The 17,480-nt window shown below is 67.6% G+C and carries 20 protein-coding genes; 6 read left to right on the top strand and 14 right to left on the bottom strand.

Annotation, left to right across the window (positions count from 1 at the left end; all coding sequences use genetic code 11):
- Positions 1–22 precede the first annotated feature (22 nt).
- The 6 genes from tcuB to BLW05_RS09510 all read right to left on the bottom strand — a co-directional run bounded on the left by tcuB (position 23) and on the right by BLW05_RS09510 (position 6,273).
- The gene (tcuB, locus tag BLW05_RS09535; RefSeq protein WP_093161995.1) at positions 23–1,210 is read right to left on the bottom strand and encodes a tricarballylate utilization 4Fe-4S protein TcuB; all 1,188 of its coding nucleotides are present in this window, start codon (positions 1,208–1,210) and stop codon (positions 23–25) included.
- Positions 1,197–2,609, bottom strand: coding sequence for an FAD-dependent tricarballylate dehydrogenase TcuA (tcuA, locus tag BLW05_RS09530; protein ID WP_093161994.1), 1,413 nt, complete (start codon positions 2,607–2,609; stop codon positions 1,197–1,199). Before tcuA ends, tcuB begins: the two co-directional genes overlap by 14 nt.
- A 77-nt stretch (positions 2,610–2,686) precedes the next feature.
- The gene (locus BLW05_RS09525; RefSeq protein ID WP_093161992.1) at positions 2,687–3,613 is read right to left on the bottom strand and encodes a LysR family transcriptional regulator; all 927 of its coding nucleotides are present in this window, start codon (positions 3,611–3,613) and stop codon (positions 2,687–2,689) included.
- A 44-nt stretch (positions 3,614–3,657) separates the two neighbouring features.
- A complete protein-coding gene (locus tag BLW05_RS09520) occupies positions 3,658–4,440 on the bottom strand; it encodes a 3-hydroxybutyrate dehydrogenase (RefSeq protein ID WP_093161991.1) in 783 nt (260 codons plus the stop codon).
- Between the two features lie 112 nt (positions 4,441–4,552).
- Positions 4,553–5,776, bottom strand: a complete 1,224-nt coding sequence (locus BLW05_RS09515) for a patatin-like phospholipase family protein (RefSeq protein WP_093161989.1) — start codon at positions 5,774–5,776, stop codon at positions 4,553–4,555.
- Between the two features lie 44 nt (positions 5,777–5,820).
- Positions 5,821–6,273, bottom strand: coding sequence for a CHRD domain-containing protein (locus BLW05_RS09510; protein WP_093161988.1), 453 nt, complete (start codon positions 6,271–6,273; stop codon positions 5,821–5,823).
- A gap of 105 nt (positions 6,274–6,378) precedes the next feature.
- On the opposite strand from BLW05_RS09510, the gene BLW05_RS09505 reads away from it, so the two are divergent.
- On the top strand, positions 6,379–6,924 hold the full coding sequence (locus BLW05_RS09505) for a DUF924 family protein (RefSeq protein WP_093161986.1): 546 nt from the start codon (positions 6,379–6,381) through the stop codon (positions 6,922–6,924).
- Here the strand turns inward: BLW05_RS09505 and BLW05_RS09500 are convergent.
- A complete protein-coding gene (locus BLW05_RS09500) occupies positions 6,894–7,844 on the bottom strand; it encodes a YihY/virulence factor BrkB family protein (RefSeq protein ID WP_093161985.1) in 951 nt (316 codons plus the stop codon). The two genes, BLW05_RS09505 and BLW05_RS09500, sit on opposite strands and share 31 nt — an antisense overlap.
- A 64-nt stretch (positions 7,845–7,908) precedes the next feature.
- Here BLW05_RS09500 and BLW05_RS09495 point away from each other — a divergent pair, with 64 nt between their 5' ends.
- From BLW05_RS09495 to BLW05_RS09480, 4 genes are all read left to right on the top strand, one after another.
- The gene (locus tag BLW05_RS09495; protein WP_093161983.1) at positions 7,909–8,499 is read left to right on the top strand and encodes a chromate transporter; all 591 of its coding nucleotides are present in this window, start codon (positions 7,909–7,911) and stop codon (positions 8,497–8,499) included.
- 73 nt (positions 8,500–8,572) lie between these two features.
- Positions 8,573–9,160: a chromate transporter gene (locus BLW05_RS09490; RefSeq protein WP_177142614.1), complete on the top strand. Its 588-nt coding sequence runs from the start codon at positions 8,573–8,575 to the stop codon at positions 9,158–9,160.
- A gap of 22 nt (positions 9,161–9,182) precedes the next feature.
- The gene (locus BLW05_RS09485) at positions 9,183–10,139 is read left to right on the top strand and encodes an aldo/keto reductase (RefSeq protein WP_093161980.1); all 957 of its coding nucleotides are present in this window, start codon (positions 9,183–9,185) and stop codon (positions 10,137–10,139) included.
- A gap of 4 nt (positions 10,140–10,143) precedes the next feature.
- Positions 10,144–10,620 carry a DUF3237 domain-containing protein gene (locus BLW05_RS09480; protein ID WP_093161979.1) on the top strand — a complete coding sequence of 159 codons (477 nt, stop codon included), beginning with the start codon at positions 10,144–10,146 and terminating at the stop codon, positions 10,618–10,620.
- Between the two features lie 10 nt (positions 10,621–10,630).
- Here the strand turns inward: BLW05_RS09480 and BLW05_RS09475 are convergent, their stop codons facing one another.
- The 3 genes from BLW05_RS09475 to BLW05_RS09465 form a co-directional block, all read right to left on the bottom strand.
- Positions 10,631–11,503, bottom strand: coding sequence for an amidohydrolase family protein (locus BLW05_RS09475; protein ID WP_093161977.1), 873 nt, complete (start codon positions 11,501–11,503; stop codon positions 10,631–10,633).
- A gap of 13 nt (positions 11,504–11,516) precedes the next feature.
- Positions 11,517–12,263: a 23S rRNA (guanosine(2251)-2'-O)-methyltransferase RlmB gene (gene rlmB / locus BLW05_RS09470; protein ID WP_093161976.1), complete on the bottom strand. Its 747-nt coding sequence runs from the start codon at positions 12,261–12,263 to the stop codon at positions 11,517–11,519.
- A gap of 141 nt (positions 12,264–12,404) precedes the next feature.
- Positions 12,405–13,118 carry an ABC transporter ATP-binding protein gene (locus tag BLW05_RS09465; RefSeq protein WP_093161974.1) on the bottom strand — a complete coding sequence of 238 codons (714 nt, stop codon included), beginning with the start codon at positions 13,116–13,118 and terminating at the stop codon, positions 12,405–12,407.
- A 73-nt stretch (positions 13,119–13,191) separates the two neighbouring features.
- Between BLW05_RS09465 and BLW05_RS09460 the strand changes: the two genes are divergently transcribed.
- Positions 13,192–13,770, top strand: coding sequence for an arylesterase (locus tag BLW05_RS09460; RefSeq protein WP_093161973.1), 579 nt, complete (start codon positions 13,192–13,194; stop codon positions 13,768–13,770).
- 70 nt (positions 13,771–13,840) lie between these two features.
- On the opposite strand, the gene BLW05_RS09455 is transcribed toward BLW05_RS09460, so the two are convergent.
- The 4 genes from BLW05_RS09455 to BLW05_RS09440 form a co-directional block, all read right to left on the bottom strand.
- Entirely contained in the window at positions 13,841–14,044 is a 204-nt protein-coding gene (locus tag BLW05_RS09455; protein ID WP_093161971.1) for a hypothetical protein, read from the bottom strand.
- 71 nt (positions 14,045–14,115) lie between these two features.
- The gene (locus BLW05_RS09450) at positions 14,116–15,309 is read right to left on the bottom strand and encodes a PLP-dependent transferase (RefSeq protein WP_093162175.1); all 1,194 of its coding nucleotides are present in this window, start codon (positions 15,307–15,309) and stop codon (positions 14,116–14,118) included.
- 274 nt (positions 15,310–15,583) lie between these two features.
- Positions 15,584–16,108, bottom strand: a complete 525-nt coding sequence (locus BLW05_RS09445; RefSeq protein ID WP_093161970.1) for a phosphoribosyltransferase — start codon at positions 16,106–16,108, stop codon at positions 15,584–15,586.
- A 24-nt stretch (positions 16,109–16,132) separates the two neighbouring features.
- Complete coding sequence (locus tag BLW05_RS09440; protein ID WP_093162174.1) at positions 16,133–17,464, bottom strand: adenylosuccinate synthase; 1,332 nt, start codon at positions 17,462–17,464, stop codon at positions 16,133–16,135.
- Positions 17,465–17,480: the final 16 nt, after the last annotated feature.

The following is a 17,480-nucleotide window of genomic DNA, read 5'->3' as shown; positions in this document are numbered from 1 at the left end:
CCTTGGTCTTGTTGAAGATCAGTCAATCGGCGCCGAGGCCGACCGGATTCGGCAGCCGCTTCTCGACCGCGTGGCGCAGCAGCGCCGCGGTACGGAAGATGCCGTGGGCAAACTTGCCGTAGGGCAGCGTGGCGAAGAGCGCCATCACCGCACCCAAGTGCAGGCACAGCAGCAGCGCGAGCGCCGGTGTGCCACGCCCGAGCCACAGCGCCAGCCCGCTCGCGCTGGTGAGGAACAGCAAGGCGATGAAGCCCAGGTCCATCGGTTTCTGCGCGGCGTCGCCCTGCAATGGATGACGGCGACGGTTGAGCCGCCAGAGTCCCGCCGTGCCGACCATCAGGCTCACGCCGCCCGCCACGCCGAGCAGCTTGGGCAGGCTCGGCAAGTCGTAGGGCGCATGCCATCCCAGAACGTAGTGATAGAGCGTCGCGACACAGGTCGCCGCGAAGCACAGCAGGAAGCCGTAGAACGTGAAGTGGTGGAAGCGCCGGCGCCGCAGCGTGTAGGCATCGTCCTCGTCGTGGCAGCCCTGGCCGTGGCCGCCGTCGAGGTACTTCAGGCGCAGCACCGCATCGGCGGCTTCGGCCGCGGCCGGCGCATTCAGCGGCGCGCCGCTGGTCGCGGGCTTCAACTCGCGCCAGAAGCGCGTCACGCCCATGCCGAGCGCGAACACGACGAACACGAACACTGGTCCGAACAGACTCACCAGCAGGTTGTGCGGAAAGAGCCGGTAGAAGTTGCCCTGCAAGCCTCCACCCCACAGCGAGCCGTTGAGCGCGACGGCCAGCATCAGGAACAGCGCCAGCCCCACGGCGAGCGCGAGCGAAAGCGTGAGCCCGTTGCGCTGGTACAGCCGCCCAAGCGCCGGCGGCCAGGCGTAGTCCGCATAGGTCTGGCCGCGCACTTCGGCCATCGCACGCGGCACGTTCACCGCGAACTCGTGCGGCGGCGCGTACTGGCAGGCGTGCAGGCAGGCGCCGCAGTTGTGGCAGAGGTTGGCGAGGAAGTGGATGTCCGCGCGACCGAACTCCAGCCGACGCGTCATGGCCGGGAAGACCGCGCAGAAGCCCTCGCAATAGCGGCAGGCATTGCAGATCTGCATCTGGCGGCCGACCTCGGTTTCGCGCTCGCTCAGGATCGGGATGACGGTGCGACCACCGTTGCTCGCGAGCGATGCAGCCTCGCGCGTCAGGGCATCAAGCGACCGCATGCGCTGCCTCCTTGACGGCCTCTGCGGCATTGGCCGCCTGTGTCCCCGCGATTCGGCCGAAGGCGGTGCCGATGGCCATCCCGACGCCCGCGGTGTAGCCCTTGCCAAGCACGTTGCCGGCCATCATCTCGCCGGCCACGAAAAGGTTCGGGCTCGGCCGGCCGCCGAAGTGCACAGCCGACTTTTCGTTCACCCGCAGGCCGAGATAGGTGAACGTCACGCCGGGCCGCAACGGATAGCCGTAGAACGGCGGCGTATCGATCGGCCGCGCCCAATGCGTCTTCGCAGGCGTCAGCCCTTCGGTGTGGCAGTCGTCGAGCGCGGTGTGGTCGAAGGTCCCGACACGGCAGGCCGCGTTGTATGAATCGATGGTTTCGACGAAGGCCGCTTCGGGCAGGCCCAGCTTGCGTGCGAGTTCCGGCAGGCTGTCCGCCACGGTGCCCGGAAACACCGGCGGCATGAAGCGCCCGATGGCCTTGCGGTCGATGATCGAATAGCCGATCTGCCCCGGCTGCTGCGCGACCAGCCGGCCCCAGATTGCGTAACGCTTGGGCCAGAAGTCCTCGCCCTCGTCGTAGAACCGCTTCGCCTCGCGGTTGACCACCACGCCGAGCGACACGCAGTCGATGCGGGTGCAGATGCCGCCGTCGTACAGCGGCGCACGCGCGTCGATCGCGACCATGTGCGCCTGCGTCGGGTCGCCGATCGAATCCGCGCCGGCCTCGATCAAGGCCTTGAGCAGCACGCCTTCGTTGAAGCGGGTGCCGCGGATCAGGAAGTTCTCCGCGGGGCGTTCGCCGCGCTCGTTCACGCCCCAGGCTTCGCTGAGCCATTCGCGGTTGGATTCGAAGCCGCCGGCGGCCAGCACGCAACTGCGCGCCTCGATGCGCTCGCCCTTCGCTGTCAGCGCGGCGACGAAACGGTCGCCGTCGAGTTCGACCGAGACGATCGGTGTGTCGTACCGGATCTGTACGCCCAGCTTCTCGGCGCTGCGGAAATAGGCGTTGACCAGCGCCTTGCCGCCCCCCATGAAGAAGGCATTGGTGCGCGCCACATGCAGCGCGCCCGACAGCGGCGGCTGGAAGTGCACGCCATGGCTGCGCATCCAGTCGCGGCAAGACGACGAAGCGCGGATCGCGATGCGCGCGAGACGCTCGTCAGTGAGCCCGCCGGTGACCTTCAGCAGATCCTGCCAGTACTCTTCCTCGGGGTAGGCGTCGACCAGCACGTCCTGCGTCGCGTCGTGCATGCAGCGCAGGTTGCGGGTGTGCTGGGAATTGCCGCCGCGCCATTCGCGCGGCGAGGCCTCGACCAGCAGGACGCTGGCGCCCGCCTCGCGCGCCATCAGCGCCGCGCACAGCGCCGCGTTGCCGCCGCCGACGACCAGGACATCGATCATTCAGTTGTCTCCTCGTGAGGAGCACAACTCTAGGGACGCACCCCCTCGGGCGAAAGAACGCCCGAGGCAAGGGGTCTTCAGTTTTCGTGAAGGGTCGCCCCGGCCCATCGGCCTTCGCGCACGAGGGAGCGCGCCACGTCGGCCATCACCACGCGAGCGGCCAGCGCGGCCGGCGAGAGTTCATCGTCCGAGAGGCTTGCGAGCACGTTGCGGCGGCCCACCTGCGCATCGGCGATGCGGACCTGGACCAACGCTTCGTCCGCCAGCCGCGCGGTCGCGGCGCCGGGCTGGATGGTGGCACCGTGACCGGCTCGCACCGCATCCATCAGCAACGCGAGGCCGTCGATCTCGGCCACCACGCGCGGCTCGATCCGCACTCGCGCGAACGCGGCGGTCAACGTCGCGCGCAGGCCGTGCGATCCGCTGGGCATGATCAGCGGCAGCGCACCCAGCTGCGCCAGCCGCACCTGGCGGCCGGACGGCAGGCCGGGCAAGTCCCTGCGGCCGATGACGAAGAGCTTTTCGTCCAGCAGGGGCAGCAGGCTCCAGCGCCGCGCCACATCGGTCTGGAACAGCACCGCGAGATCGAGCTGGCGGGCATTGAGCATCCCCGCCAGATGTCCCGACAGTGCTTCGACCAGATGCAGCCGGACTTCCGGATAGCGTTCGCGCATCGCCTGCATCAGCGGCACGCCGAGGACCGAGGACGTGGTCGGCGGCAGCCCGATGCTGACGTGGCCCGACAGCCGCGCCTGCTGCGCGGCGCGCACCGCTTCGTCGGCATGCCGCAGCGTGAGGTGCGCCTGCTGGAGAAACGCGATGCCCGCGTCGGTCGGCGTGACGCCGGTCGAGCTGCGCTGCAGGAGTCGCGTGGAGAGCTCGCCTTCGAGGCGGCTGATCTGCTGGCTCAGCGCCGAGGTCGCGAGGCCCAGGTCCAGCGCCGCGCGGCCCATGCTGCGCAGTTCGCAGACCTTCACGAAGTAGCGCAGCTGTCGAAGTTCCATGGCGTCTTGAGCGGGCCGATCACCGTGTATCTACCGGGTGGCGTTCACTGCATGAACCAGCCGTGGCTCACCACCAGCGACTGGCCGGTGAGCGCGTTGGTCGGGAAGGCCGCGAACAGCAGCGCGACGCGCGCCACGTCGTCGGTGGTGGTGAATTCGCCATCCACCGTCTCCTTGAGCATCACGTTCTTGACCACCTGCTCCTCGGTGATGCCGAGGGTCTTCGCCTGCTCGGGGATCTGCTTTTCCACCAGCGGGGTGCGCACGAATCCGGGGCAGATGACGTTGGCGCGCACGCCGTGCTTCGCGCCTTCCTTGGCCACCGTCTTCGCGAGGCCGATCAGCCCGTGCTTGGCGGTGACGTACGGCGCCTTGAGCAGCGAGGCTTCCTTCGAATGCACCGAGCCCATGTAGATCACGCTGCCCCCGCGGCCCTGCGCGTACATGTGCTTGAGGCAGGCCTTCGTGGTGAGGAAGGCACCATCGAGATGGATCGCCAGCATCTTCTTCCAGTCCGCGAAGCTGAATTCCTCGACGGGATGCACGATCTGGATGCCGGCGTTGCTCACCAGGATGTCGATGCCGCCGAAAGCCTTCACCGCATCGGCGACCGACGCGTCGACCTGTTCCTCGCTGGTGACGTCGACGCCCACGCCGATCGCCTGCGCGCCGGTGGACTCGAGTTCGGCCGCGGTCGCGTCGGCCGCCTCCTTGTTCAGGTCGGCGATGACGATCTTCGCGCCTTCCTGCGCGAACAGGACGGCGATTTCCTTGCCGATACCGCTGGCCGAGCCGGTGATGAAAGCGACCTTGTCCTTGAGTTGCATGGCGAATCCTCTGGGTGACGGGGGTTGAAACAGGGGCGTGCAATCCGCATGCCCGCAGTGCCAGCGTGACGCCGGCGGCTTAAACGAACCTGATCTGCATGCCGCCCCGGCCCTACTCGGCGGCGGGAATCTCGGGCAGCTTCAGCGGCCGGCGCACGCGCCGTGCGTTCGGCTCGGTCAGGTCGAAGGTGGTGACGCCGTTGGTCTGCGAGGCGCTCACCAGCCAGTCCGGGTGATCCAGCGTGTTGCGGATGTCGCGCAGGCCCGCGTCCCAGTGCTCGTCGACCGAGGCGCGCGAGAACTCGTAGTCCTTGGATTCGAGCTCGTAAGGCTTGTCTCGGTAGATCAGGTGCACGATCTCGATCGGCTTGTGCGAGAGCGCCGCGCACAGCGAGATCACGCTCGGGTCCTTGCGAAGTGTCGGGGGCAACTTGTCCAGCAGGTCCACGAGGGCTTGCTCCAGGTTCATGTTCGAGGCCATTGCATCGGTGTTCATGCGGGTGCGGCTCGAATACGTGATGTCCTTCTGCCGCTCCATGGTCTCGCCGATCGTGCGGGGCATCCCGCCGCGCGCGCTGAAGAGATCGACCTGCAGCACCATCAACGGCTCGCTGCGCGGATGTGCGTCGAGCACGTACTGCAGCGGGGTGTTGGAGACGATGCCACCGTCCCAGTAGTCCTCGCCGTCGATGTGCACCGGTGCGAAGCCCGGCGGCAGCGCGCCGCTGGCCATGATGTGCTCGGGGCCGATGCGCTGGGTCCGGTTGTCGAAATAGATGGAGTTGCCGGTGCGCACGTTGACCGCGCCGACGCTGAACCGCACACCGTCATGGTTGATGCGGTCGAAGTCAACCAGCCGCTCCAGCGTCGATTTGAGCGGCGCGGTGTCGTAGTAGCTCAGCAGGGGCGCCGCACCGCCGAGCAGCAGCGACGGCGAACGACGCGGCTCGAAGAAGCCCGGCACCCCGAGCACAGCGGCAGACGTCGCACTCCACTGGTTGAACGAGGAACGGTCGATCGCCCACCACGCCGGCATGCGCTGCGCCGGGCCGGACGAGACCAGGTCCCAGAACTCGCGCAGCCGCTGCACGCGCATCTCGGGCGCATTGCCGGCGATCAGCGCGGCGTTGATCGCCCCGATCGATACGCCGGCCACCCAGTCGAGGGTCTTGTGTCGCTCGAAGACGCCCGCATAGACCCCGGCCTGGTACGCGCCAAGCGCGCCGCCGCCCTGAAGGACCAGCGCCTTCTTGACGGTGGCGAAGTCGAAGCTGGATCCGGGACGGACGGAGGCGGCGGTGGATGCGGAGGAAGAGGATTTTTTCTTCGTGGCCATGGCGCCATTGGACACCAGAGCGGCCGCGCTCCGCCTCCGAGGCGCTACATCTTCGGCAGCATCTGGCCGCGGATCTCGCCGCCCGGGTTCGCGGCGGTGTGGACATTGGCGTACCACCGGCCGGCCATCAGGTCGGCGGCCTGCGCGGGGGTCAGTGTCGCGGTGCCCTCGATCGGGCTCGAGGCATTGGTGAACGGCACCACCACGGACGCATTCGCGCCGGCCGGGGCCGGGCCGTGGAAGTGCGCGGCGGTGGCCGGACCGCTCAGGCCGTCGTAGGTGATCTTGTACTTCAGGACGTTCGTCTCCTTGTTCAGCGTCGCCTCGGCCATACCGCTGCCGCGCGTCATGTTGGGAGGCACTTCGCTGGCCGCGTTCATGGCGCCGCTGAAGGCCACTGTGTTGGATCTGGACATCATTCCGCAACCCACGAGGGCGGCGGTCGCGATGCCGGTCACCACGAGCATGCGAAGGGGGAAGCCATGGCGTCTTGTCATATGCGATCTCCTTGGTTGGCAAACAGCCAGCCTAGGGGGAATCGCGGCCGCACGCTGTCGGCCATTGACTCGAATTCGATGCCGCAATGGCATCATCCGTGCCCCATGAAAGCCCTCCCGACCGCCCACGATGTCGTCCGTTTCTGGCAGGAAGCGGGCCCTTCCCGCTGGTTCGACAAGAACGACGCCTTCGACGCCGAATTCAAGTCACGCTTCGAGGACGCGCACCATGCGGCAGCAACTGGCGCACTCGATGCATGGGCCGCCGATGCAGAAGGCGCGCTCGCGCTGATAGTGCTGCTCGACCAGTTCCCGCGCAATGCATGGCGCGGCAGCGGGCACATGTTCGCGACCGACGGCAAGGCGCTGGCGATCGCGCGCGCGGCGATCGACGCCGGGCACGACCGGCGGGTCGATCCGCCCCTCCGGCCGTTCTTCTACCTGCCCTTCATGCATTCCGAGTCGTTGGCCGAGCAGGAGCGTTCGGTCGCGCTCAACGCCGAACTCGACGCCAACACACAGCGCTTCGCGGTGCTGCATCGCGACCTCATCGCCCGCTTCGGCCGCTTTCCGCATCGCAACAGGATGCTCGGGCGGAGCACGACGCCCGAGGAGCAGGCCTACCTCGACGGCGGCGGCTTCGCGGGCTGAACGGCGGCGTCCGTGCCGTCTGCCCCGTCCGAACGCATCGGCGACAGATGGGCGCTCGGGCGCGGACGGCCCTTGAGCGATCCGTACTCGTGCGCATAGACCCAGGTGAACTCCACGCCGAGCAGGAAGATCTGCGCCGAGTAGTACACCCATACCAGCACCACCACCAGCGACCCGGCCGCGCCGTAGCCCGACGCCACGCCGGTCTTGCCGATGTACAGGCCGATCAGGTACTTGCCGATGACGAAGAGCACCGCAGTGACCGCGGCGCCGATCCACACGTCGCGCCATTGCACGCTCACGCGCGGCATGATCTTGAAGATCATCGCGAAGCCCACGGTCACGATCGCGAAGCCGAAGGCGGAATTCACGTTCTGCGCGACGTGCGCCCAGCCGCCGAAGTACGGCGCCCACCACTCGCCGAGCGCGGCGAGCGCCGCATTGACGATGAGCGAGACGATCAGCAGGAAGCCGATGCCCATGATCATGCTGAACGACAGCAGCCGCGTGCGCACGAGGTTCAGCAGACCGTTGGTGTCGTCGCGGGCGGGCGCGCGCCAGATCCGGTCAAAGGCGTCCTGCAGCTCGCCGAAGACGGTCGTCGCGCCGACGATCAACAGCCCGATGCCGGCCACCGTCGCGACGACGCCCTGCGCCGGCCGGTTGAGATGCTCCAGCATCACCTGCACCGCACGCGCACCGTCGGCCCCCATGAGGCCGGAGATCTGCTCCATGATCTCGCCGCGCGCCTCGTCGCGGCCGAACACCAGCCCGACCACCGAGATCACGATCAGGATCAGCGGGGCCAGCGAAAACACCGTGTAGTAGGCCAGCGCCGCCCCCATGCTCGGGGCGTAGTCCGCCCGCCAGGACTCGAAGGACTGCTTGCAGAGGTCGAATAGCGCGCGCAGGGCTTTCATGCGCGCAGTGTCGCAGCGTTTGGAGGCCAGCGCGCCGCGAAACCGCCGAGCATAATCGCCGGCGATGCACCAGGCCCTCCACCCTGCGGAACCGGCGAGCGACCGGCCGCGTCCCCAGTCCGTTCGCGACCTCTTCCTGTCCTTCACCTGGCTGGCCCTGCAGGGCTTCGGCGGCGTGCTGGCCGTCGTGCAGCGCGAGATGGTCGAGAAGAAGCGCTGGCTCACCCCCGACGAATTCCTCGAGGACTGGGCCGTGGCACAGGTGCTGCCGGGGCCGAACGTTGTGAACCTCGCGCTGATGATCGGCGACCGCCACTTCGGCCTTCGCGGCGCGATCGCCGCGGTCGCGGGAATGCTGACGGTGCCCCTGGGTGTGATCCTCGTGCTCGCGGTGCTCTACGCCCACTACGCCGGCAATCCGCAGGTGGCGGGCGCGCTGCGCGGCATGGGCGCGGTGGCCGGCGGGCTGATCGCCGCGACCGGGATCAAGCTGATCCCGGCGCTGCGAAGACATCCTCTGGGTTTCACAGTGTGCCTCGGCATCGTGGTGCTGGTGTTCGCGGCCATCGCGCTGGTGCGCGTGCCGCTCGGCTGGGTCCTGATCGTCGTGGGCGGGGTGGCGTGCGTGTGGACGTGGTGGAGGCTGGAACCATGAGCCTCCGTCCCGCCGCTCCGAAGGAGGCTTGCACCGCAGTGCGACGCACGGAGGTGCTCCTGTGACGATCACGATGCACTGGCACGACTGGCTGGCGCTCTTCGCGCAGTACATGCTGCTCTCGCTGCTCTCGATCAGCGGCGCGATCACCACGGTGCCCGACATGCACCGCTACCTGGTCGCGCAGCACGGCTGGCTCACGGATGCGCAGTTCAGTTCGTCGGTGGCGATCGCGCAGGCGGCCCCCGGGCCGAACGTGCTGTTCGTCGCGTTGATGGGATGGAATGTCGGGCTCAACGCTGGCGGCGGCATCGGCGCCGGCCCGCACGCGTGGCTGACGGGCCTGCTCGGGCTCACGGCAACGATGGTCGGCATCATGTTGCCGAGCACCACCCTCACCTACTTCGCGACGCGCTGGGGCCACCGCAATCGCACCAGGCGCGGCGTGCGGGCCTTCAAGCAGGGCATGGCGCCCGTGGTGGTGGGCCTGCTGGTCGCGACTGGCTGGGTGCTCGCATCCGGCAACCATTCGGGCGACACGCCCGCCTGGCACCTGTGGCTGCTCACTGGCGCCGCCGCCTTGATCGTGTGGCGCACCCGCACCCATCTCCTGTGGCTTCTCGGCGCCGGGGCCCTGCTCGGCGCCGTGGGCTTTGTCTGAACCTCCACCAAGGAATCGATCCATGCAACTGCGCACTCTCGGCCGCTCCGGCCTGCAGGTTTCCCCGCTCGCTTTCGGCGGCAACGTGTTCGGCTGGACCGCCGACGAGGCCATGTCCTTCCGCCTCCTCGATGCCTGGCTGGACGCGGGCTTCAACTTCGTGGACACCGCCGATGTGTATTCGCGCTGGGTGCCCGGCCACACCGGCGGCGAGTCCGAGACCCTTATCGGCAAATGGCTCCAGCAGACCGGCAAGCGCAACCGCGTGGTGCTCGCAACCAAGGTCGGCAAGCCGATGGGTGAAGGCAAGCAGGGGCTCTCGCCGGCCTACATCCGTGAGGCGGTGGACGCTTCGCTGCGCCGGCTGAAGTGCGATCACATCGATCTCTACCAGTCGCACGACGACGATCCGGACACGCCGCTGGCGGAAACCGCCGCCACATTCGCGGAGTTGATCAAGGCTGGCAAGGTGCGCGCGATCGGTGCATCGAACTTCACCGCGGCGCGCCTGGCCGAGGCGCTCGACGTCGCCGAGAAGGCGGGACTGCCCCGCTACGAGAGCCTCCAGCCGCTCTACAACCTCTACGACCGTGCGGTGTTCGAAAAGGAGCTGGAGCCGCTGTGCCTGGCGCGCGGCGTCGGCGTGATCAACTTCTACGCGCTGGCGGCAGGCTTCCTCACCGGCAAGTACCGCACCGAGGCCGACGCGGCCAAGAGCGCGCGCGGCGCCAGCACGACGAAGAAGTACCTCAACCCGCGCGGGCTGCGCATCCTCGATGCGCTCGACCAGGCCGCCAAGGCGACCGGTGCGAAGCCGGGCCAGATCGCGCTGGCCTGGCAGATCGCGCGGCCCTCGGTCACCGCCCCGATCGCCAGCGCCACCTCGATCGAACAACTGGGCGAGCTGGCTGCGGCGGTGCAGTTGAAGCTCGATGCCGACGTCATCGCGATGCTCGACCAGGCCAGCGCGGAGGAATGAAGGGATGACCAGCACCGATCCGCTCGCCCCGCCCTCCCTCGACCACTTCGCCGACCTGGAAGTCGACGTCGGCAAGCCCCAGGTGCTCAGCCAGGGCGCGCGCGGCATGCGCCGGCTGGTGCCGATCACCGGCGGCCAGGCGCGCGGCAACGGCTGGACGGCCCGCGTGCTGCCGGGCGGCACCGATTTCCAGCTCATCGTGAGCGACACGCTGTCCGAGCTCGATGCGCGCTACGGCCTGGAGACCGATGCCGGGGACCTGATCTACGTGCAGAACCATGCGGTGCGCGCGGCGCCCGCCGATGTGATGGCGAAGCTGCTGCGCGGCGAGCCGGTCGATCCGGCGCAGGTCTATTTCCGCTGCAACCCGCGCTTCGAGACGTCGTCGAAGGCGCTGGCCTGGATCAACGATCGCATGTTCGTCGGCGTCGGCGTGCGGCATCCGGCGCAGGTGGTGATGCGCTTCTTCGCGCTTCTGTAGCCAAGCCCGGTTACGCGACGAATCGGTAGAAGCGCTGCGGGTTGTGAACCAGCAGCTGCTCGCGCAGCGCGGCGTCGGGCGCGATCTGCGCCAGCGCATCCACCAGCGTGGCGTCGTCCGGCACATGGTCGTGCAGGGGATGCGGCCAGTCCGTGCCCCAGAAGCAGCGCTCCGGAAAGTCCTGCAGCAGACGGTGCGCGATGGCGATGCCGTCCCGGTAGCCGTTGCGCCCCGCGTCGTGGGTGATGCGGTCGATGCCGCTGAGCTTGACGCGGAACAACGGGTTCTTCATGAGCGCGTGCAGAGCGATGAAGTCGGGTTGCGCCAGCCCCTGCGCCGCGTCCACCCGCGCCATGTGGTCGACGACGACCGGCACCGCGCTCTTCGCCAGCGGCGAGGCCAGCTCACGGACCAGTCCGCGTTCGAAATGCACCTGGAGGTGCATGCCGAGCGGCTCGAGCCGCCGCGTGAAGGCGACGACGCGCTCCACGTCGAAGGCCGGGTTGGGCGCCTTCGCGAAGTTGAAGCGCACGCCGCGAAAGCCGGCACCCGCGAGGCGTTCGAGCTCGTCGTCGCTCACACCGAGCGGCAGCAGCGCCACACCCAGGTAGTTGCCACCGCCTGCGGCGATGGCGTCTTCGACCACGCGGTTGTCCAGCCCATGGCAGAGCGATTGGACGATGACGCAGCGCTCGATGCCCAGTTTGCGATGCAGGGCAAAAAGCGCTTCCTTCGGCGCATCCCCGGGTGTGAAGCCGCGGTCTTGCGCAAAGGGAAAGCGTGCCGCCGGCCCGAACACATGCACGTGCGCATCGCAGGCGCCCGCCGGCAGGCGCCATCGCGGCGCGGAGGGGTTCGGGTCGTAGGTCAGTGCGGGCTGCATGGGCGAAGCCGCCTCAGGCGATCCGCTGGCGCATGGCCTCGTAGAGGCACACGCCGCTTGCGACCGACACGTTGAGGCTCTCGACCGCGCCCGCCATCGGGATGCTCACCAGTTCGTCGCAGGTCTTGCGGGTGAGCTGGCGCATGCCCTCGCCTTCAGCCCCCAGCACGAGCGCGAGCGGGCGCTTGAGGTCGCACTGGTAGAGCGTGCCAGGCGCATCGTCGCTGGTGCCGACGCACCAGATGTTGCGCTCCTTGAGCTCATTGAGCGTGCGGGCGAGGTTGGTGACCATGAAGTACGGCATCGTCTCTGCCGCGCCGCTGGCGACCTTGGCGACCGTGGCGTTGATGCCGGCCGCATGGTCCTTGGGCGCGATGACCGCATGCGCGCCGGCCCCATCGGCCACGCGCAGGCAGGCACCGAGGTTGTGGGGATCGGTCACGCCGTCGAGCACCAGCAGCAGCGGCATCGTGCCGGCGGCTTCGAGGCCTTCAAGCAGTTCGTCGAGCGAATGCGTCTGGGCAATGGGCTCCACGCGCGCCGCCACGCCCTGATGGCCATGGCTGCCGGCGAGCTTGGCCAGGCGCACGCCGTCGGCCTCGATCAGCCGGACCCCGGCCTCCTGCGCACGCGCGATGAACTGCCGCATGCGCGCATCGCGCCGGCTGGCATCGAAGAGCACTTCGATCACGGATTTCGGCGCGGTCTTGATGCGCACGCCCACGGCGTGGAAGCCGAAGATCACTTTGGGGGAAGACATCCGGTGGATTATCACAAACACCCCCCATGCCGCTTCGCGGCTCCCCCCTCTCTCGCCTTCGGCGGGAGGGGGGCAATCCCAGCGGCCCGGCGGAGCCGGTTCCGCGGGATTCCTGGCCTGGCCCGCGCCAGATTCATGCGTTCAGACGCTGCTGCGCTCCTCGGCGGCGACGCGGCCGGCCTCGATGGTGATCCGGCGGTCGCAGCGGGCCGCGATGCTGCGGTCGTGCGTGACGAGCACGAGTGTGGTGCCGAGTTCGCGGTTGAGGTCGAACATGAGCTCCATCACCTGCTCGCCGGTCGCGAAGTCGAGGCTGCCGGTGGGTTCGTCCGCCAGCAGGAGCTGCGGCTGCACCACGAAGGCACGCGCAAGCGCCACCCGCTGTTGCTCGCCCCCCGACAGCACCTTCGGGTAGTGACCGAGGCGCTGGCCGAGGCCGACGCGCTCGAGCATTTCGGTCGCGGTCTTCCGGGCATCCTTGCGGTCGGCCAGTTCGAGTGGCAGCATCACGTTTTCGAGCGCGCTCAGGTTGCCGAGCAGCTGGAAACTCTGGAAAACGAAGCCGACCTTCTGGGCGCGCAGGGCCGCACGTTCGTCTTCGTCGATGGCGAACAGGTCTTCCCCGGCGAGCTTCACGGTACCTCGGGTGGGCGTGTCCAGCCCTGCGACGATCGACAGCAAGGTGCTCTTTCCCGATCCCGATGCGCCGACGATGGCGGCGGTTTCCCTCGCGCCGAGCGTGAAGTCGATGTCGCGCAGGATGTCCAGCGTTCCGGTGGAATCCGTGACGGACTTGAAGACATGCTCGACGGCAACGATGACGTCGGATGCGCCATCGGTTTGGATTGAGGACATTGAAAGGTTTCGCGTTGTGAATCGACGTCACTTTATCTTGAGCGGCTCAGGCGCATGGTTTTCGATTTCCGCCATGGCGGCCACGGGTAAGCCGCCGGTGATCCTGGTGCTCGGCGACTCGCTTTCGGCCGAATACGGGCTCCGGCGCGGCGACGGCTGGGTGCCGCTGCTCGAGAAGCGCCTCGCGGAACAAAAGATTCCGGCAACGGTGGTCAACGCCAGCATCAGCGGCGACACCACCGCCGGCGGTCGTTCCCGGCTGCCCGGGCTGCTGTCGCAGCACCAGCCGACGCACGTGGTGCTCGAGCTGGGCGCCAACGACGCGCTGCGCGGCCTGTCGCTCACGAGCACCGAGGACAACCTGCTTCAGATGGCCAAGTCCGCGCAGGCCGCGGGCGCGCAGGTGCTGATCGTCGGCATCCAGGTGCCGCCCAACTATGGCAGCGACTACACGCGGCGCTTCGAGGCGATCTTCCCCAAGGTGGCCGGCACGGCAAAGACCTCGGTGGTGCCGTTTCTCTTGAAGGGAGTGGCGGACGGACCCGACGCGGCGATGCTCTTCCAGACCGATCGCATCCACCCGACCGCAGCAGCGCAGCCGCGCATGCTGGACAACGTCTGGCCACCGCTGCGCAAGATGCTGCCCAAGTGAGTCGCCAAGAAACAAAGCCGCCGCGGCCCGGGGACCGCGGCGGCTTTATTTCTGGTCGAAACCGGCCGACTCAGCCGTTCTTGGTGGGAAGCACGGGAATGGTCGGCGGATCGTGTTCGAGCGAGGCCACATCTGTCTCCGGATCGCCCGGCGCCAGCCCGTCGCTGCTGGGCGAGAGCTTGCGCTGGGCCTTCTCCCGAGCCTTGTCTTCCTTCTTCTTCTTCTTCGCCAGTTCCCTTTGACGCTTCTCGTAGCCATAGTTGGGTGTTGCCACAGCCTCTCCTTCAAGGTCCGGCAGTCACGGTAACTGCGCTTCGTCGGACTGTACGCGATAACAGCCCGCCTTCAGAGCACCGCAAGGGCCTGTTCGAGATCGGCGCGAAGGTCGTCGACGTCTTCCAGGCCGATCGAGAAACGCACCAGCGTGCCCTTGTGCGGCCAGTGCGCGACGCCCGGGTCGCGCATGAGACCGATGTCGTAAGGCACGACCAGGCTGATCGGTCCGCCCCACGAGTAGCCGAGCTTGAAAAGCGACAGGCTGTCGCAAAAGCGGTCGACCTGTTCGGTGCCGTAGCGCGAATCGAAAACCACCGAGAAGAGTCCGGCGGCCAGATCGGTCGTGCCGCAGAGCCGCAGCCAGTTGGCATGTCCGGGCGAGCTTTCCAGCGCAGGGTGGAGCACCTGCGCGATCTCCGCGCGGTCCTCCAGCCAAAGGGCCAGTTCGCGTGCGCTGCGGTCATGCGCCGCGTAGCGCAGGGCGATGCTGGGGAGCGAACGCAGCACCGTCTCGACATCCCCCACGCCGATGCCGTAGCCCATGCGCATGTGCGTGAGCTTGATTGCGCGATGCAGGCGTTCGTCGCGCGTCGTCACGCTGCCCATCAGCACGTCGCCGCCACCACTGGGGTACTTGGTGAGCGCCTGGATCGAGATGTCGACGCCCTGCCCGCTTCCGTTGAAGTCGAACGGCGCGAAGGCCAGGCCCGCACCCCAGGTGTTGTCGAGCGCGACGATGACGCCCCGGGTGCGGCAGACCTTGGCCAGCGCGGGCAGATCCGGAAACTCCATGGTGACCGACCCTGCCGCCTCGACCCAGACCAGCTTGGTGCGCTCCGAGAACTTGGCCGCGAGATCCGCGGGATTCATCGCGTCGTACAGCTTGTGCGTGATGCCGAAGTTGGCAAGCTCGCCGTTGGCCAATGCCTTGTTCGGTCCGTAGGCGTTGTCGGGGATCAGGACCTCGTCGCCGGTCTTCAGCAGCGCGAACGAGACCAGCGCGATGGCGGCAAGACCGCTGGGCACCAGCAGGCACTCGGTGCCTCCCTCCAGCGTGGCGAGCCGCTCCTCGAGCGTGAACGTGGTCGGCGTGCCGTGGAGGCCGTAGGTGTATCCCGCCTTGGTTTTCCAGTCCCGCGCGCGCATCGCGGCGACATCCGCGAAGAACACGGTCGACGCCTTGTATACGCCCACTTGGGGCGAGCCGAATTTCGCGGGAGGCACATAGGGATGGTGGATCAGGTCGGTGATGGGCTTTGGCATGTTTGCAATGTAGCCCACCCCCGTTGCTTGCCCACTTCGTGTGGCCGCCTCCCCCCTCAAGGGGGCGCCGCCCTGCGGCCCGGCGAAGCCGGTTCCGCGGCGGCCCACGAACAGGCGCGCTGCGCGCTGCCGATTCGGAAGGCGCGTGGGCTTCGGCGAGCAATGCGAGGCCCGTTCTGGAAATACCGCGGAACCGGCTTGGCCGGGCCGCCGGTATTGCCCCCGGAAGGGGGTGTCCGAGCCACACGAAGTGGGCGAGGCTGGGGGCGAACCCCTACACCGACCACTTCTCCAGGAGCTTCTCGGCGCCGAGGGAATCGTAGCCTTCGAAAGGTTGATGGATCCAGGGATTCGTCGACAGGAACTCGACCGAATAGTCGGGCGTGAAGGTCGACAGCGCCTTGGTCCAGAGCACCGCACTGCGCAGCTCGGTGATCGGCTTGTAGCTGCTCTTGAGCATCTCGACCACCGCGTGCAGCGTGTGGCCCGAATCCGCGAGGTCATCGACCAGCAGCACCTTGCCCGCGATCTCGCCCTTGGGCGTGGTGATGTAGCGCGCGATGTCGAGGTGCCCCTGCACCGTGCCGGCGTCCGCCCGGTAAGAACTGGTCGACATGATCGCGAGGGGCTTGTCGAAGATGCGCGAGAGCACATCGCCCGGCCGCATGCCGCCGCGCGCCAGGCAGAGGATGGTGTCGAACTGCCAGCCTGACTGGTACACCTTGATCGCGAGTTTCTCGATCAGGTTGTGGTACTCGTCGTAGCTAACGTAGAGATGCTTGCCGTCTTCGGTCAACATGAAAGTTCGTCTCCTGCGGGTGGGTCAGTCTGCGAGATAGGGATGGCGCATCATGATCGTGTGATCACGGTCAGGGCTGGTGGAGACCATGTGGATCGGCACGCCAGTTACCTGCTCGATGCGCTGCAGATAGAGCCGCGCGGCGATCGGCAGCTTGTCGTACTGCGTGACACCCACGGTGCTTTCGGTCCAGCCTTCGAGCGTCTCGTAGACCGGGGTGCAGCGCTCGATCTCGTCCGCGCCCATGGGCAGGATGTCGGTGTATTCGCCGTCGAGCATGTAGCCCGTGCACAGCTGCAATTCCTCGAGGCCGTCCAGCACGTCGAGCTTGGTGATGCACAGGCCGCTCAGGCCGTTGACCTGGGCCGAGCGCTTGAGCAGCGCCGCATCGAACCAGCCGCAACGGCGGCTGCGGCCGGTGGTCACGCCCTTCTCGGCGCCGACGGTGCTCAGGTGATAACCCACGGTGCCCGGCTTGTCCCATTCGAGTTCGGTCGGGAACGGACCGCCGCCGACACGCGTGCAGTACGCCTTGGTAATACCGAGCACGTAGTGCAGCATGCCCGGGCCGACGCCCGATCCGGCTGCGGCATTGCCGGCCACGCAGTTGCTCGACGTGACGTACGGATAGGTGCCATGGTCGACGTCGAGCAGCGTTCCCTGCGCGCCTTCGAACAGCAGGTTCGCGCCGTCGCGATGCGCGTCATTGAGTTCGCGCGACACGTCGGCCATCATCGGCTTGAGCAATTCGGCGTGGCGCATGGCCTCGTCGTAGACGGCATCGAACTCGATCGGGGCCGAACCCAGCACTTGCGTGAGCACGTGGTTGTGCAGTTCGAGCAGGATCTTGAGCTTGCTCGCGAAACGCTCGGGATGCTTCAGGTCCTGCACCCGCAGCGCGCGGCGCGCGATCTTGTCCTCGTAGGCCGGGCCGATGCCGCGGCCGGTGGTACCGATCTTCTCGATGCCGCCCTTTTCGCGGTACGCCTCACGCGCGATGTCGAGCGCCGCATGGAAAGGCAGGATCAACGGGCAAGCCTCGCTGATGCGAAGGCGCGAGCGCACCTCGACGCCGGCCTTCTCGAGGCCCTCGATCTCCTCGAACAGCTTGGCCGCCGAGAGCACCACACCGTTGCCGATGTAGCACTTGACGCCCGGACGCATGATGCCGCTCGGGATCAGATGCAGAGCGGTCTTCACACCATTGATGACCAGCGTGTGGCCCGCGTTGTGGCCTCCCTGGAATCGCACGACGCCCTGCGCGCTTTCGGTCAGCCAGTCGACCAACTTGCCCTTGCCCTCGTCGCCCCATTGGGTGCCGACGACGACCACGTTTCTTCCGGTGGTTACGCTCATGATGTTTCGCTTCAGA

It is taken from the genome of Variovorax sp. YR216 (assembly GCF_900107745.1).
Classification (GTDB): domain Bacteria; phylum Pseudomonadota; class Gammaproteobacteria; order Burkholderiales; family Burkholderiaceae_C; genus Variovorax.
Note: the sequence above shows the minus strand (reverse complement) of the source record. Positions and strands in the feature narration are given on the sequence as shown.